Origin of the sequence: Kitasatospora sp. NPDC048545, assembly GCF_040651155.1 — a bacterium.
Classification (GTDB): Bacteria; Actinomycetota; Actinomycetes; order Streptomycetales; family Streptomycetaceae; genus Kitasatospora.
In genome coordinates this window covers 1-13,156 of the sequence record NZ_JBEZIQ010000106.1, presented here as the reverse complement: position 1 = coordinate 13,156, position 13,156 = coordinate 1, and the positions used below count along the sequence as shown (strand labels likewise).

At 70.7% G+C, this 13,156-nt stretch carries 17 protein-coding genes and 2 pseudogenes; 5 read left to right on the top strand and 14 right to left on the bottom strand.

Annotated features, from left to right (window positions below; translation table 11 throughout):
* Positions 1 to 288: DUF6086 family protein (locus AB0D10_RS44875; protein WP_360268466.1), on the bottom strand; the 288-nt coding region annotated here is incomplete at its 3' end.
* Positions 289 to 374: 86 nt separating this feature from the next.
* On the opposite strand from AB0D10_RS44875, the gene AB0D10_RS44870 reads away from it, so the two are divergent.
* The gene (locus AB0D10_RS44870) at positions 375 to 1,187 is read left to right on the top strand and encodes a leucine-rich repeat domain-containing protein (RefSeq protein WP_360268463.1); all 813 of its coding nucleotides are present in this window, start codon (positions 375 to 377) and stop codon (positions 1,185 to 1,187) included.
* A gap of 129 nt (positions 1,188 to 1,316) precedes the next feature.
* Here the strand turns inward: AB0D10_RS44870 and AB0D10_RS44865 are convergent, their stop codons facing one another.
* From AB0D10_RS44865 to AB0D10_RS44835, 7 genes are all read right to left on the bottom strand, one after another.
* Complete coding sequence (locus AB0D10_RS44865) at positions 1,317 to 1,880, bottom strand: hypothetical protein (protein WP_360268460.1); 564 nt, start codon at positions 1,878 to 1,880, stop codon at positions 1,317 to 1,319.
* 30 nt (positions 1,881 to 1,910) lie between these two features.
* A complete protein-coding gene (locus AB0D10_RS44860) occupies positions 1,911 to 2,144 on the bottom strand; it encodes a DUF6296 family protein (RefSeq protein ID WP_360268457.1) in 234 nt (77 codons plus the stop codon).
* A 6-nt stretch (positions 2,145 to 2,150) separates the two neighbouring features.
* Positions 2,151 to 2,546 carry an STAS domain-containing protein gene (locus tag AB0D10_RS44855; RefSeq protein WP_360268454.1) on the bottom strand — a complete coding sequence of 132 codons (396 nt, stop codon included), beginning with the start codon at positions 2,544 to 2,546 and terminating at the stop codon, positions 2,151 to 2,153.
* 153 nt (positions 2,547 to 2,699) lie between these two features.
* Complete coding sequence (locus AB0D10_RS44850; RefSeq protein ID WP_360268451.1) at positions 2,700 to 3,101, bottom strand: DUF2267 domain-containing protein; 402 nt, start codon at positions 3,099 to 3,101, stop codon at positions 2,700 to 2,702.
* 61 nt (positions 3,102 to 3,162) lie between these two features.
* A complete protein-coding gene (locus AB0D10_RS44845) occupies positions 3,163 to 3,567 on the bottom strand; it encodes a DUF2267 domain-containing protein (RefSeq protein WP_360268448.1) in 405 nt (134 codons plus the stop codon).
* 45 nt (positions 3,568 to 3,612) lie between these two features.
* Positions 3,613 to 3,906 (bottom strand): STAS domain-containing protein, encoded by a 294-nt coding sequence (locus AB0D10_RS44840; protein WP_360268445.1) that lies wholly within the window; start codon positions 3,904 to 3,906, stop codon positions 3,613 to 3,615.
* 135 nt (positions 3,907 to 4,041) lie between these two features.
* Positions 4,042 to 4,476, bottom strand: a complete 435-nt coding sequence (locus tag AB0D10_RS44835) for an Hsp20/alpha crystallin family protein (protein WP_360268442.1) — start codon at positions 4,474 to 4,476, stop codon at positions 4,042 to 4,044.
* Between the two features lie 113 nt (positions 4,477 to 4,589).
* Here AB0D10_RS44835 and AB0D10_RS44830 point away from each other — a divergent pair, with 113 nt between their 5' ends.
* Both AB0D10_RS44830 and AB0D10_RS44825 read left to right on the top strand, forming a co-directional pair.
* Positions 4,590 to 5,279 (top strand): type III effector protein, encoded by a 690-nt coding sequence (locus AB0D10_RS44830; RefSeq protein WP_360268439.1) that lies wholly within the window; start codon positions 4,590 to 4,592, stop codon positions 5,277 to 5,279.
* On the top strand, positions 5,254 to 5,538 hold the full coding sequence (locus AB0D10_RS44825; protein ID WP_360268436.1) for a hypothetical protein: 285 nt from the start codon (positions 5,254 to 5,256) through the stop codon (positions 5,536 to 5,538). Before AB0D10_RS44830 ends, AB0D10_RS44825 begins: the two co-directional genes overlap by 26 nt.
* A 322-nt stretch (positions 5,539 to 5,860) precedes the next feature.
* Here AB0D10_RS44825 and AB0D10_RS44820 read toward each other — a convergent pair whose 3' ends face one another.
* The 3 genes from AB0D10_RS44820 to AB0D10_RS44810 form a co-directional block, all read right to left on the bottom strand.
* A complete protein-coding gene (locus tag AB0D10_RS44820; protein ID WP_360268433.1) occupies positions 5,861 to 6,214 on the bottom strand; it encodes a hypothetical protein in 354 nt (117 codons plus the stop codon).
* A gap of 10 nt (positions 6,215 to 6,224) precedes the next feature.
* Entirely contained in the window at positions 6,225 to 7,049 is an 825-nt protein-coding gene (locus AB0D10_RS44815) for a hypothetical protein (RefSeq protein ID WP_360268430.1), read from the bottom strand.
* A gap of 235 nt (positions 7,050 to 7,284) precedes the next feature.
* A complete protein-coding gene (locus AB0D10_RS44810; protein WP_360268426.1) occupies positions 7,285 to 7,962 on the bottom strand; it encodes a recombinase family protein in 678 nt (225 codons plus the stop codon).
* 292 nt (positions 7,963 to 8,254) lie between these two features.
* On the opposite strand from AB0D10_RS44810, the gene AB0D10_RS44805 reads away from it, so the two are divergent.
* On the top strand, positions 8,255 to 8,818 hold the full coding sequence (locus AB0D10_RS44805; protein ID WP_360268423.1) for a DinB family protein: 564 nt from the start codon (positions 8,255 to 8,257) through the stop codon (positions 8,816 to 8,818).
* Positions 8,819 to 9,007: 189 nt separating this feature from the next.
* Here AB0D10_RS44805 and AB0D10_RS44800 read toward each other — a convergent pair whose 3' ends face one another.
* From AB0D10_RS44800 to AB0D10_RS44790, 3 genes and pseudogenes are all read right to left on the bottom strand, one after another.
* Positions 9,008 to 9,361, bottom strand: coding sequence for a Tn3 family transposase (locus tag AB0D10_RS44800; RefSeq protein ID WP_360268420.1), 354 nt, complete (start codon positions 9,359 to 9,361; stop codon positions 9,008 to 9,010).
* A 213-nt stretch (positions 9,362 to 9,574) separates the two neighbouring features.
* Positions 9,575 to 10,245: pseudogene (locus AB0D10_RS44795) on the bottom strand (response regulator transcription factor).
* Positions 10,242 to 11,525 (bottom strand): sensor histidine kinase, encoded by a 1,284-nt coding sequence (locus AB0D10_RS44790; RefSeq protein WP_360268417.1) that lies wholly within the window; start codon positions 11,523 to 11,525, stop codon positions 10,242 to 10,244. The pseudogene AB0D10_RS44795 and the gene AB0D10_RS44790 overlap by 4 nt, the downstream one beginning before the upstream one ends.
* 133 nt (positions 11,526 to 11,658) lie before the next feature.
* Here AB0D10_RS44790 and AB0D10_RS44785 point away from each other — a divergent pair.
* Positions 11,659 to 12,570: pseudogene (locus AB0D10_RS44785) on the top strand (ABC transporter ATP-binding protein).
* Positions 12,571 to 13,156 lie beyond the last annotated feature (586 nt).

Below are 13,156 nucleotides of genomic sequence, written 5' to 3'. Positions count from 1 at the left end.
TGGCCGCGGCCACCCGCGGTGGCCAGGTGGACGGCGTGATCTTCCACTCGGACCGTGGCAGCGAATACAGCGGTGCGGCTTACAACGAGCTGTGCCAAGCAGCAGGGCGTTCACGAAGACTTCGAGTACGGCGGGATCGATCTGGCATTCGTCGGCCTCCATGGAGCCGATGCCGGACGGAAGGCCGATCTCCGCCTCGAAGACCGCCACCTGCCGCAGGAACAGCCGGGATGCCCCGTTGGACGTGTTCCACAGCGTCTCGTCACCCAAGTCGTAGTACTGGCTCATCGGTGTCTCCCCCGCTCATCTGTCGCTTGATGACCATTCCCTGCCCACCCGCTATGGCTCACCAGCGTCTCCGTATCTTGTATGCCATGGCGAATGAAGCAGAGTCGAAGTTGTATACCAACCGGTCGGGCGACACGTCGGACCCGGCCCCGGGTAGCAGCGTGTCCTACCGCGACATCTGCACATGTTTCGTCCAGTCCCGGGTGACCAATCAGCGCCGGGTGCGCTTCCACAACGATCGGCAGGACACATCGTCGCCGGCCTGGCAGCACCTCCTGGCGCTGATCGAGGAAGCGGCCGCCGACGCGCGCGAGGTATTTCGACCACTGGCTGACATGAGTCCGCAGGAGCGGCGGCAGATCGTCACTCTGCCGCCTACCATCGCGAAGCTCACCGCGGTCAAGCACTTCATCCTCTACGGCAGCAACCTGGTTCGGATTCCCCCAGAGATCGGTGCCATGACCAGCCTGCAGGAGTTCACCCCGTACACGTCGTACCGGCTGCACTGGTACCCGTACGAGCTGACCAGGTGCCCGAGCATGAAACGGAGCACCGTGAGCACGCGCGCCTTGTACGGAAACGAGAAGCTCCGCCCACCGTTCCCCCCGCTTCTGTCCGGCCGGGCGGTGACGGGCGCCCTCGGCCTCGACGACGTTGAGCCTGGAGAATGGGGTGCCACCTCGGTCAGCACGTGCAGTGTGTGCGACCGGTCATTGGAAGGGATCGAGATCCACCAGGCGTGGATCTCCCTGCGGGTTGCCACCGACGTACTTCCACTCCTGGTCAACGCCTGCTCCGAAGCCTGTGTGCAGGCTCTTCCCACGCCTCCGGAGGACTACGTCCAGACCCCCCACGCGGGTGGCCCCAGGATCGCCCAACCCACGGCCGACTACGCCTGACGTCCCGTCATGCGTACGAGCCGCGGCTGAGGTGCCCGAGCAACCCACACCGCCCGAACGGCAGTCAGCAGCACCGCGGCCAGGTAAGCGGCCTCCATCTATACGCAGCCGAGCGCTCTCCTGTGCCCGTCACAAGAGGAATAGTGCACGGTCGGAATAACCCCCTCCCCAGCAGTCCGGGAGATCAATCGCGGCGGCCTCGTCGAGGAGTTCTTCGGCGCCCCGGCAGTCGTCTCCCGCTAGCGCAAGCTGGACCCCGGCAGGCCACTGGAACACTGGTGGATCACGGAGCCGGTCGCCCGCGCGATCGTGGTCGCCGAAGAGCCCGCGCTCCATCCCGAACTCGTCTTCGCCGACCCCGGCCTGCCCGCGACCGCCGACCGATTCAGCGCGAGTCGGAGGTTCATCGACCACTTCATCCGGCACGCCAACCCGCACCACCAGGGCACCGGCCTGCCGGAGATCCCGAACGACCACATCGGACCGCACCAGTTCCGCAAGACGATGTCCATGCTTGTCGGAACCGAGCCCGGCGCCGAGATCGCTCTGGGACTCCAGCTCAAGCACGTCGCGGTCCGGGCCTTGGCCAATCGCTCCACCCAGGGCTATGCCGCCTCCGACACCCGATGGGCCCGCCTGCTGGACACCGCGATCGAGCACGCCCGGTTCACCCGCCTGCACGAACGCCACCACGCGGGCGAGAGCATCGGCTACGGCCCCGGCTCACGGCAGTGGTACGGCGTGCAGGCAGGTGTACCGGCCGGCACCCGGCGCGGTGGACAGCGGGCGGGCCACATTGCCGGCGATCGCGGCCCGGAAGGCGCCGACCTCGTCCTGGTAGACCGGTGTGCCGTCGGCCGTCACCGCGCCGGTGGCGTGGACGACGACGACCTCGGGCGGGCCGTGCCGGCCGGGCGGCCCGGGCATGGTCACCGCGTAGCGTGAGGGCCTGTCCATGGCCGCTCACCCGCCCGCGCCGGCCACGGCGGCACTGACCCTGTTGAACAGGGCGAAGACCTCGTCGACGCCGGTGATCTCCAGCAGTCGTCTGGCCTGTGACGGCGGCGCGGCCAGGGCCAGCTCCACGCCAGCCGCCTTGGCGCTGCCACGGATCCCGAGCAACACGTTCACGACGGTGGAATCGCAGAAGGCCAGGGCCGACATGTCGACGACCAGCCGTGTGGGGCGATCGGCCACCGCGCGTGCGAGTGCGTGCTCCAGCGCCCGGCGCCGGTCGTGGTCGACCTCGCCGGCGAGGTGGACGACCCGGGCGCCCCTGCCGGATCTCGTGGTCGTGATCCGCAGTGGCAATCCGCTGGCGGCGGTGTTCTCGGCTCGCAAACCGTGTCGCGCGGACATGGGCGGGGCCCCCTTCCGACGGGGGAGTCTTCTCTGCCGGTGAGCCTGCTCCGGCCGGGACGGCGCCATCCAGGGCACCTCATCACCGGAACGGACACCCGGCTGGGGGGAGGGGGAACGCCCCGGTGCTCGGGGGTTCCCCCTTCCGTCCGTTCAGGCGGCGACCGTCAGGTCAGCGCGGCCGAACAGCAGGGCGTAGCCGCGGGGCAGGCGGGTGAGGAGCCGATCGGTGAGGTGGTGGTCGTCGGCGAGGTCGGTGACGGCGGCCAGGACGGATGAGGTGTCCCAGCGGGCTGCGGTGAGGCTGGTGCCCAGGATGTCGGCGACGGCTTCGACGAAGGCGGGGGCTGCGACCGGTGCCGGGAGGGGGATCTGGTTGGCGAAGACGGCGCGGGCCTGTTCGGGCAGGACGGCGGCGAGGTCGCAGCGTTCCTCGCCGGTGAGCTGGGATCCGAGGACGGCCAGGACCGCGTGGAGGGCGCGTTCGGCTTCCTCGTCGCTGGGGTAGCGTCCGAGGGCGCGGACCTGCCGGAGAAGGTGGCGGTGGCGGGTCATGACGGTGGTGGCCTTCCGGGGATGGGCCACCGCTGGCGGCAGCGGTGGAGCGAGGGCAGGGTCAGGGCCGGTGGCCGGGCTCGGGCCGGCCGAACAGGAGGTCGTGGCCGGGCGGCAGCTGGAGCAGGACCCGCTCGGTGAGGTCGTCGCCGGCGGCGTCGGCCACCGTGGACAGGACGGCGCCGATGTCCCACAGGGCGGTGGCTTCGGTGGCGCCCTCGATCCAGGCCGCGGTCGCGCGCACGAAGCGTTCCGGGCTGAGGGGCTCGGCGGCCTGCAGGGGGTTGAGCAGGATCAGGGCCATGGTCTCCGGCAGGCGGGCGGCCAGTTCGGCCCGCACGTCGCCGACCAGGTGGGCGCCCAGCAGGGCCATGACCACCCGGGCGGCCCGCTCGGCTTCCTGCGGGGTGTCGTACTCACCGCGTTCCCGGACCTCCTCCAGGAACGCCTCCCATCGAAACGTCATTGCGGTTCTCCCTCCCTTCCAAGGGCCGGCGCGAACGGTGCCCGGTCAGGGCTCGACGGCCAGGCGCCGGTGCAGACCGGTGAGCTTGAGCAGCCGGACCACGCGGCGGCCGGCCCCGCGCAGGATGAGGCGGGCGCCGCACCGGTCGGCCTGGTTGCGGGCCCGGACCAGGGCACCCAAGCCCGCACAGTCCATGAACGTCACCTCCGACAGGTCGAGCACCACCTCCCGATGCGACTCGAGCGCGGCGGCCAGAGCACGGCGCAGCGAGGGGGCGGTGTCGAGGTCGATCTCGCCGTTCGCCCGCACCACGAAGGGTTCGTTCCCCTGGTCGCGCATGGTGTTTCTCGCTGTCGTCCCGGCCCGGAACCGTGGCGTGGCAGGGATCGCGAGGCCGGGTGGGTCGCCGGCCGGGGGTGGCCGTCCCGCAGGGCCCGGGGGTTGGCGGTGCGGGACGGCGGTCCGGGGGGCGGGTCAGGCCTGGATCTGCTTGCGGTCGCCGCTGTGGCTGATGGCGATCTTGCGGGGCTTGGCCTTCTCGGCGACCGGGATCTTCAAGGTCAGCACGCCAGCGTCGTAGTCGGCGGTGATCCCGGCGGGGTCGAGGGTGTCGGAGAGCATGACCTGGCGCGAGAACACGCCGAGCGGGCGCTCGGACAGCTCCCACTTGATGCCCTCGCCCTCCTGGCGCGGGCGTCGCTCGGCCTTGACCGTCACCATGTTCCGCTCGACGTCGATGTCGATCGCCTCCGGGTCCACCCCCGGCAGGTCGAAGCAGATCACGTACTCGTCGCCGGCCCTGTAGGCGTCCAGCGGCATCGGCGTCGGCCGCGACCAGGTACCGGTCGCGTTGAGGAACTGCTGGGTCATCCGGTCCAGCTCGCGGAACGGGTCAGTGCGCAGCAGCATCGCGAAACACCTCCAGGTGGTTGGGCTGTGGGAGCCAGTGCGCTTCACCTGACTCCTTTCTAGCGCGTCATCTATCCGATGACAAGTCGGTGCGTCGCCTATAGAGTGACTACATGAGCGAGAAGTCCCGCAGAGCCACCCCCGACGCCTCCCCGCCGGTCGAGCCCGCCTCGTTCCTCGCGGCCGCGGCGACGCTGGCCGCCATCGACGACGCCGTCCGCGCCGTCCGGAACCCCGCGTCCCAGCCTCCGACCACCTCTGATGCACCGGAAGGCCCCGGGCAGGCGCTGGCCGCACTGGTCCTGCTGCGGGAGCTGCGCGGCCAGCTCGCCGACTGGGAGGCCCCGCTGGTGGAGAGCGCCCGGGAGGCCGGCGCCACCTGGGCCGACCTCGCCCACCCCATGGGCGTCGCCAGCCGCCAGGCCGCCGAGAACCGCTACCTGCGCCTGCGCCCCGCTCACCGCACCCCCGCCGCCGGGGAAACGGGGGCGGAACGAGTCAAAGCGGTGCGCGACCGGCGGGCCGCCGACCGCGCCGTCACCGCATGGGCCCGCGATCACGCCGCCGACCTGCGCGTGCTCGCCGCCCAGGTCACCGCCGCGACCGGCCTCGCCCCCCGGGCCCGTCCCGCGCTGACCGCGCTCACCACCGCCCTCGGCGCGCCCGACCCGGCCGGCCTGATAGTGCCCCTCGCCGCGATGCGACCCCACGTCGCCGCCCATCCGGACCTCGCCGCCCGCCTCGACGACCTCACCGACCGCACCGACCGCCTGCGCCATGACAGCGACCAACGACGCACCTGACACCCTCGCCGCCGCCAAGGAGCGCTGGCAGCACATCGAAGACCGGCTCGCCGCCATCGAGCGCCGCGTCCGCGAACAGTGCAGCGCCGCCATCGCCACCCTCGACACCTGCCAGGGCAGACTCGACGCCCTGCGCCACGACCTCGCCCACGGGCCCTGGCCTCCGCAGGCCATCCCCGCACCCGCGGACCCTCCGACCATCCCGCCTCAACCGACGCGAGCCCCAGCCGAGAGTCCGGCGACTCACGCGCGGGGGTGACCGGCTTGCGGGCGAGGTCCGAGTCGCCCCGGTCCTCCATCGGCGCGCTCTGGGCGCCCCCGGCGACCGCACCTTCGGCGCCGTTCTCCCCGCCGACGACGAACTCGCCGACGCCGCTGTTCCGGATTCCGGCTTCTTGCCGCCATGCTCGCCCGGATCAGCCAGGACACCTGACCCGCGGCACACGACCGCCCGCACCGGCAGAGCAAGATCGCGGTGCGGGCGATGTCTGGATGAATGGCTCCGATTGGCGCACTGGGCGGCTGTGCCACCCGGTTTCTCCAGCGTACGACCGGGCCGGGCCGGCGGCGGGCGGTGTCGGTCAGGGCCGGTCGTCGTGGTGGCCGCACAGCCAGGCCAGCGCCGTGTAGAGGCCCAGCATCCGCTCCGTGTCCGCCGCCCGCGCCGTTTCCGTCCGGTCCGTTCCTGTGCGGATCGCCACGGCCGCGGCCTGGCACTCGGCGAGCATCTGCGCCCGACAGGGCCCCCAGGGGCCCGCCGTGGCGGCGGCCGTCACCGGCGCAGCGGTGCGCGTGCCGACCGCCCACCGGTACGCCTCCAGCAGTCCCTGCTCGTAGTCGGTGAACGGCCGGCACCGCGCGTCCAGCCCGTCCAGGGCGGCGAACACCTCCTCCGCCGACCGCACCCCCACCACCGCCGTGTTCTCCGTCGTCATAACCCCGACGCTAGGAGCGGCCGCAGTCCCGTGCTCCCGCGTAGCCGCCGTCCGGAGGAAGCCATCCCCGCAGGCGCAGCCCCGGGGCCCGGCGGCCGCACCAGTCGGTGCAGTATCGGCGGGCCCGGCCCAGGGAGGCGGGCGGCGGCACCGTCTGGGCGCAGACGGGGCAGTGGCCCGGCGGGATGGGGGTGGCCAGGCGTTCCAGCAGGCGCTGGATGCGACGTTGCTCGTCGATTTCGAAGGGTTCCTGGTCGGCGGTGCAGTCGGTGAGGAGCTCGGCGAAGGTGGCGCGGAGCCGGGGGAGGTCGCGGCTGCGGGCGCCGAGGAGGGCGAGGTAGTCCTCGACGGGCCAGGTGGCCAGGGTGGCGGTGCGGGTGAGGTAGAGGCCGACGGTGTCGATGCGGTGGTGGTCGGGGGTGTCGAGGAGGAGGTAGCCGAGGATCTGCCAGGCGGTGGCCTTCTCGAAGCGGTGGGGGTGGCGGGTGCTCTTGATCTCGATCAGCGTGCTCCTGGCCAGGAGGTCGGCGTCGGCGGTGATGTCGATGCCGGCGAACATCACGCCGCCCTTGCAGTGGGCCGGGTCGGTGGTGGCGCGCAGCGCCTGAAGGGGGCCGGTGGCGGCGAGGTGGAGCTGGGCGGTGACGTCGTCGACCAGGTCGCGGTGGGGCAGCTCCAGGAGACGCTCCAGGGTGAAATCGGTGGGGGCTTCGAGGGCGGCCAGGAACAGCGGGGTGTAGGTGAAGCCGTAGGGGTTGCGGGCGGCGTTATGAGGAGGCTTTGAATCTGTCCGTTGTCCGCACGGCGAACGGAAGAGCCGCCGCGTGCCCCGCACGGTCGGGGCCCTGTGCTCGGGTAGCTACGACAGAGGGACAAGTAGCGCAGAGTGACGAACGAAGCGCTCGGTGACCGTCTGTCCGAGTTGGAAGGGGTCCCGTCCGGCAGAGGTGGGCGCTACGGCCCGACGCCCTCCAGGGGCATCAGCTCCCACTCCAAGCGCGCCGGCTCCTTTACGGCACCCCGGGGCTCTTCTTCCGCCATCTCTCTCTTGCGGCGCCAGTCGGAGGCGATCACAGGGCGACGCCTTCGGTCTGGGCGGGGACGGCTGCGCGGCTGGCGGCGCGTAGTTCCTGGAGGTCGGGGATGTGGTTGTAGAGAGTGCCGGGGCTGACTCCGAGGAGCTTGGCGATCGAGGTGATCGACTGCTCGGGGTTGGGCAACAGGGTGCGGGCGGCCTGGATGATCTCGGGGGTGGCGACGACGGGCCGGCCGCCGACGTTGCCGCGGGCTCGGGCGGCGGCCAGCCCCTCGCGGGTGCCGGAGACGATCAGCTCGCGGATGAACTCCGCCAGCGCGGCGAAGACGTGGAAGATCAGCCGGCCACCCGGGGTGGTAGTGTCCAGCCGCTCGTGCAGCGAGGTGAAGCCGATCCCACGGGCGCGCAGTTCGCCGACCATGTTCACCAGGTCCTTGAGGGAGCGGCCGTACCGGTCGAGCGCGGGGACCACCAGGGTGTCGCCGCCCTGGAGGAAGGCGTGGCACGCCTTCAGCTCGGGTCGCAGGTCGTCCTTGCCGGACTTCTTGTCCGCGAAGATGCGGCGGCAGCCGGCCTCGGTGAGGGCGTCGAGCTGGCGGTCGAGCTTTTGTCCGCTGGTGGACACCCGGGCGTAGCCGATGCGGATCTCGGTCCGCACAGCCGGTTCGGCGGCCAGGAGTTCGAGCGGGTCGGGTTCAAGTGGCGTGCTCACGCCCGGAATTCTGTCAGAAAAGGGTGGTCGCGGGTTGTTGAACCATCTGGGTTGTTGAAGGAGTTTTTGAAGGCCCTGGGGATATTTTCGATCTTGAATCAGCGAGCGTCAACAAACGAAGGTTTCTTGAAGATCGTTAAGCCGATCCGGCGGCACGTGCCCTGCCTCGTCGAACGCTGGTCATGTCAGCGAAGCTTGATGACCACGAGGTTCGTCTCGCCGAACCTTGAGTGACTGGCGACGGAATCCGCGAGGGTCGCAGCAAGATCCCCGTTGTCTGTAGTGTGCGGCAATGACAAGAGGCGAGCGGCTCGCGGAGCAGTTGGACTGGTACTGGCACAAGAACCTGCGGCCGCGGCTGGAGGCTCTTACCGACGAGGAGTACTTCTGGGAGCCGGTGCACGGCTGCTGGAGCATCCGCCCACGTGGCACGTCGGCCACACCGATATCGGCGGGTTCGGGGGAGTGGATGATGGATTCCGCGTCCTCTGCCCCGGTGCCGGCGCCGGTGACCACGATTGCCTGGCGGCTGGCGCACATCATCGTCTCGTGCCTGGGCTATCGGGTCGGATGGTACTTCGGCGGCCTGGCCGTCGACTCCGAGACATTCGCCTACGCGGGGACCGCTGACGAGGCGCTAAAGCAACTCGATGAGATGTATGGGAGATGGAACGCGGGAGTCCGCGAACTCTCGGACGTCGACTTGGAGAATCCGCCCGCGGTGGGTCCCGAGCGGTTTCCCATGGAGAACAGGGTCCTGCACGTCAACAGGGAGCTGATCCATCACGGCGCCGAGATTTCCCTGCTGCGCGACCTCTACCGCTGGCAGGACGGAGTCGTACCGCGCCGAATCTGACACCTTGCATCTCCGAAGTTGGCGAAGCCTCCATGAACATCACCACGGCCGCCTCCCACCGCGCTCAACCTCGTCGAGGCTGCCCAGCCTTCGATGACAGGACAGGCACGCCTGGCCGATGATCCGACCGTCGGCGGATGCTGAGGTCGGATCATCGGCCAGGGGGTGGTTCGGCCGGGTGAGGGAGTGTCACACCGTGGCTCCCGCGGCCGGCTGCCCGGAGCGCTGACCGGGCACCGTCACCACGGGCGCGGTGGCCAGGTCGAGGCGGGAGTTCATGTCCAGCTCGAACCGGCCGTACGGGTTCACGTGGGTCCAGAACAGCGGGGACAGGCCGCGCCGGTCGGCGTCGGTGAGCTTCTCGGCCCACTTCGACTCGGCCAGGACCTGCTGGATCAGCAGGGTGTTGACGTGCACCAGCGCGGACTGCAGCAGGTGCAGCGCGAGCATGCTGACCTCCATGCTCTCCCGGTCCTCGCTGGTCAGGTCGCCGTCCTTGCCGTAGAACAGGTCCTTGTTCGCCGAGTTCCAGTTCTCCACCACCTGCAGCCCCTCGTTGATCTCCCGGCGAAGTCCCTCGTCCGCCAGGTAGTCGCAGATTCTGTGGAATCAGGTTTGTCAAGCTTGGGGTGCTTTCGTCGCCCCCATCCACCATCCAGATCACTGAGGCTTCCAGCCGTCGTACTCCGCGCGACAGGGCCAGGCCCCGGAGGCGACGATCCGTTTAGGTGCGGGGTGGGGAACCTGGTGCGGTGTTCAGCGGGGCAGTGTCACCAGGCCCGTCTCGTAGGCGAGGATGACGAGTTGCACCCGGTTGCGGGCGTTGAGCTTGGCGAGCAGCCGTGTCACGTACGTCTTGACGGTGGCCACGCTGATGACCAGCTCGGCGGCAATCTCGGTGTTGGACAGGCCGCGCCCGACGCGGGTGAGGATCTCGCGCTCCCGGTCGGTGATGCCGCTGGCCCTCCGGGACGCGGGAGCAGGGGCGGATGGGGCGGGCTCGGGCCGTCTGGCGACTCGGCGATCAGCCGGCGGGTGATGCTCGGCGCGATCAGGGCGTCCCCGGCGGCGACCACCCGTATCGCGGTGAGGATGTCGTCCAGTGCCATGTCCTTGACCAGGAAGCCGGAGGCCCCCGCGCGCAGCGCGGCGTAGGCGTAATCGTCGTCGTCGAAGGTGGTCAGCACGACCACGCGCGGTTCTCCCGGGCCCGCGGTGACCAGGCGGGTTGCTTCGATGCCGTCCATGCCGGGCATGCGGATGTCCATCACCACCACGTCAGGGTGCAGCTCCCCGGCCAACTGGACCGCCTCCGCACCGGTTCCGGCCTCCCCGACGACCTCGACGTCGGGTGTGCCGGAGATAACCACCTCCAGGGCGGCGCGCACCAGCGGCCGGTCGTCGACCAGCACGACGCGGACGCTCATCGCGCTCCGCCCGCAACGGGCAGCCGGGCTGCGACTCGGAAGCCGCCGCCGGTCCGGGGGCCGGCGTGGAACTCCCCGTGCAGCATGGTGACCCGCTCGCGCAGTCCTGCGAGGCCGTAGCCACTGCCCGGGGTCGTGCCGTGGCCGCGGCCCCGGTCGGTGATCTCGACGGCCACCTCGTCGTTCGTCCGGCAGTCGATGGACACCTGGCAGAAGGTGGCCTCGGCGTGGCGTACCACGTTGGCGATCGACTCCTGGATGATGCGGAAGGTCGCCAGGTCGACCTCTGGCTGCAGCGGGCGCCGCTCGCCCTGCCATCGGACGTCGACCCGCACGCCCGCCGCGGTCGTCGCGGCGGCCAGCCGGTCGAGGTCGGCCAGGCCCGCCGGCTGGTGCAGCGGGGCGGTCTCGGCGCCCGTGTCCTGCTCGGCCTGGCGCAGCGCGCCGAGCATCCGTCGCAGCCCCGACAGCGTCTCCCGCCCGGCGGTCTCGATCTCGGTCAACGCGTCGCGCGCTCGGTCCGGCCGGCTGTCGATGACCCGCCGCGCCGCACCGGCCTGCAGGGCGACGATGCCGATGCTGTGCGCCACCGTGTCGTGCATCTCCCGGGCGATCCGCAGCCGTTCGGCGGTGACCGCCTGCGTGGCCAACTGAGCGCTCAACACCGCGGCGTGCTCGCGGGATTGGCGTATCGACCGGCCCACCAGCCAGGCGATGACGGCGGCCAGGACACCCTGGTCCGAGACGCCGATGTGCGGCAGGCTGGTGGTCAGCTGGAAATGATCGACGACGAAAACGGTCCCCGGCGCCGGAGCACCGTCGTACGTGGCGGTCGTCAACCCGAAGGTGTTGTCGGGCACCATGCCCAGGTGGGTGATCAGCACGACCAGCACCAGGGCTAGGGCGGCACGCGAGGTCCGGCGCGGCCGGGCGGCCGTGACCAGGCAGAGCGCGACGTCGACCGCCAAGAGCGCGGTCAGTGGCAGCTCTACGTTCGCGCGCGTCGCGTCCGTCACCGCGAGGGTGGCGACGAGCAGCAGGCCGATCGACAGCAGCGGCCGCCGGCGCAGTAGGGCGGCGGCGCTGAACGCGACGAGGGACGCGGCGGTGAGGAGTGCCCAGTCCCGGTGCCCGGCGGTGCCACCCGCGTGGGAGACGGGATGGTCCGGCTTCCCGCCGAGTACAACCGCGGGGTACGCGACCGACACACACCAGGCCAGGGCGGTCCACGCGCCCGGTGGCACGCGCTTGAGCAGGGGCAGGGTCGGTGTCACGGACATGCGGTGATCGTAACCAGGTGCCCTCCCGCGGGCATCGGACCACGGTTGTACAACCAGGGTCGACGGGTGCCGCGACGGAGTGTCAGTTCTGGTCCGATGCCCGCCCGGCCCCGACCCGGGCACCGTTGAGGACATGATCGAAGTCCACGAGCTGACGAAGCGCTACGGCAAGAAGCCGGCGGTCAACAATCTGAGCTTCACCGTGAATCCCGGTCACGTCACCGGGGTTCCTCGGCCCCAACGGAGCCGGCAAGAGCACCACACTGCGGCTGATCCTCGGTCTGCACACCCCCACCAGCGGGTCCGTCACCATCGACGGCCGCTCGTTCCGCTCGCTGCCTTGGGGTCTGCGGCATGTCGGTGCGCTGCTGGACGCCGGTGCCGTGCACGGCGGGCGCAGCGCGCGGGCCCACCTCCGCGCGCTGGCCCGCAGCAACGCGATCCCGCGCAGTCGGGTGGACGAGGTGCTGCGCGAGGTCGGTCTCGCGGACGCGGCGGACCGGCGGATCGGCGGCTTCTCCCTCGGCATGCGCCAGCGCCTCGGCATCGCCGCCGCGCTGCTCGGCGACCCGCCGGTGCTGCTCTTCGACGAGCCGCTCAACGGACTCGACCCGGAGGGCGTGTACTGGGTGCGTGGCCTGTTCCGCCGGCTGGCCGGCGAGGGGCGCACAGTCTTCGTCTCCAGCCACCTGATGTCCGAGATGCAGCACACCGCCGACCAGCTCATCGTCCTCGGCCGCGGCGAGCTGATCGCCGCGGAGAGCCTGGCGGAGTTCGCGGCCCGCGGGGCAGGCCGGAGCGTGTCGATCCGCACACCGGACCCCGCCAGCCTGTCGCCGCTGCTGGCCGCCGAGGGCGCGTCGGTCCAGCGCGAGGCCGCGGGCAGCTCACAGTGGTCGGGCTCAACACGGACCAGATCGCCGAGATCGCCTTCCAACACCGCATTCTGCTGAACGAGTTGACCAACCACACCGGCTCGCTGGAGGAGGCGTTCATGGACCTGACCGCCGACAGCGTCGAATACCTCGCAGGAGAGACCCAGTGACCTCGCCGACGACGATGACCGTGGCGCCCAACGCGCCGACTCTGAAGCCCAAGGCCCGCTTCACCGACCTCGCTGCCGCGCTGATCAGCGTGACCGGCAGCGCGCAGGCGGCCGGTACGGGGGCAGGGGTGGCGCCGGGCCGGTCGTACAGGCGGCCGAAAGTCCGCAGGCGGGTGCCGGTGGGACGTCGCTCTGCGGTGGCGGGGCGGCAGGCTGCGAGGCCGCTGTGCCGGACCTGCTGGAGGGCGCGCCGATGTCGGCCGGTCTCACGGCGTCTTCGGCTCCGGGACCACGTCAAGGTGCGATCCCGTCGTGGTGCACCAATGAATGGAAGGTCAAGCGGACGGAGGCCTGCTACACGCAGACGAACCAGTGGGAGATGACCGACCAGCACGGCACTCCGGTCGGGGGGATGGCCTAGAAGGTCACCGACTACCTGAAGGCCGATCCGAAGAGCACGCAGGTCTACGGCTATTTCCAGGTCGACTTCCCGACTGAGCCTTCCCCCGGGACATGGACACCGGAGTTTCATGCGGCGAGGGTGATCCTACGGGACGCCGCTGTCTGCTTTTCGAACTGGATCGGG

What these genes read in the sequence shown, in the direction of transcription:
- AB0D10_RS44870 (WP_360268463.1), top strand. Translation starts at nt 375, where the DNA reads ATGGCGAATGAAGCAGAGTCGAAGTTGTATACCAACCGGTCGGGCGAC.
- AB0D10_RS44860 (WP_360268457.1), bottom strand. Translation starts at nt 2,144, where the DNA reads ATGGACAGGCCCTCACGCTACGCGGTGACCATGCCCGGGCCGCCCGGC.
- AB0D10_RS44855 (WP_360268454.1), bottom strand. Translation starts at nt 2,546, where the DNA reads ATGTCCGCGCGACACGGTTTGCGAGCCGAGAACACCGCCGCCAGCGGA.
- AB0D10_RS44850 (WP_360268451.1), bottom strand. Translation starts at nt 3,101, where the DNA reads ATGACCCGCCACCGCCACCTTCTCCGGCAGGTCCGCGCCCTCGGACGC.
- AB0D10_RS44845 (WP_360268448.1), bottom strand. Translation starts at nt 3,567, where the DNA reads ATGACGTTTCGATGGGAGGCGTTCCTGGAGGAGGTCCGGGAACGCGGT.
- AB0D10_RS44840 (WP_360268445.1), bottom strand. Translation starts at nt 3,906, where the DNA reads ATGCGCGACCAGGGGAACGAACCCTTCGTGGTGCGGGCGAACGGCGAG.
- AB0D10_RS44835 (WP_360268442.1), bottom strand. Translation starts at nt 4,476, where the DNA reads ATGCTGCTGCGCACTGACCCGTTCCGCGAGCTGGACCGGATGACCCAG.
- AB0D10_RS44830 (WP_360268439.1), top strand. Translation starts at nt 4,590, where the DNA reads ATGAGCGAGAAGTCCCGCAGAGCCACCCCCGACGCCTCCCCGCCGGTC.
- AB0D10_RS44825 (WP_360268436.1), top strand. Translation starts at nt 5,254, where the DNA reads ATGACAGCGACCAACGACGCACCTGACACCCTCGCCGCCGCCAAGGAG.
- AB0D10_RS44820 (WP_360268433.1), bottom strand. Translation starts at nt 6,214, where the DNA reads ATGACGACGGAGAACACGGCGGTGGTGGGGGTGCGGTCGGCGGAGGAG.
- AB0D10_RS44805 (WP_360268423.1), top strand. Translation starts at nt 8,255, where the DNA reads ATGACAAGAGGCGAGCGGCTCGCGGAGCAGTTGGACTGGTACTGGCAC.
- AB0D10_RS44790 (WP_360268417.1), bottom strand. Translation starts at nt 11,525, where the DNA reads ATGTCCGTGACACCGACCCTGCCCCTGCTCAAGCGCGTGCCACCGGGC.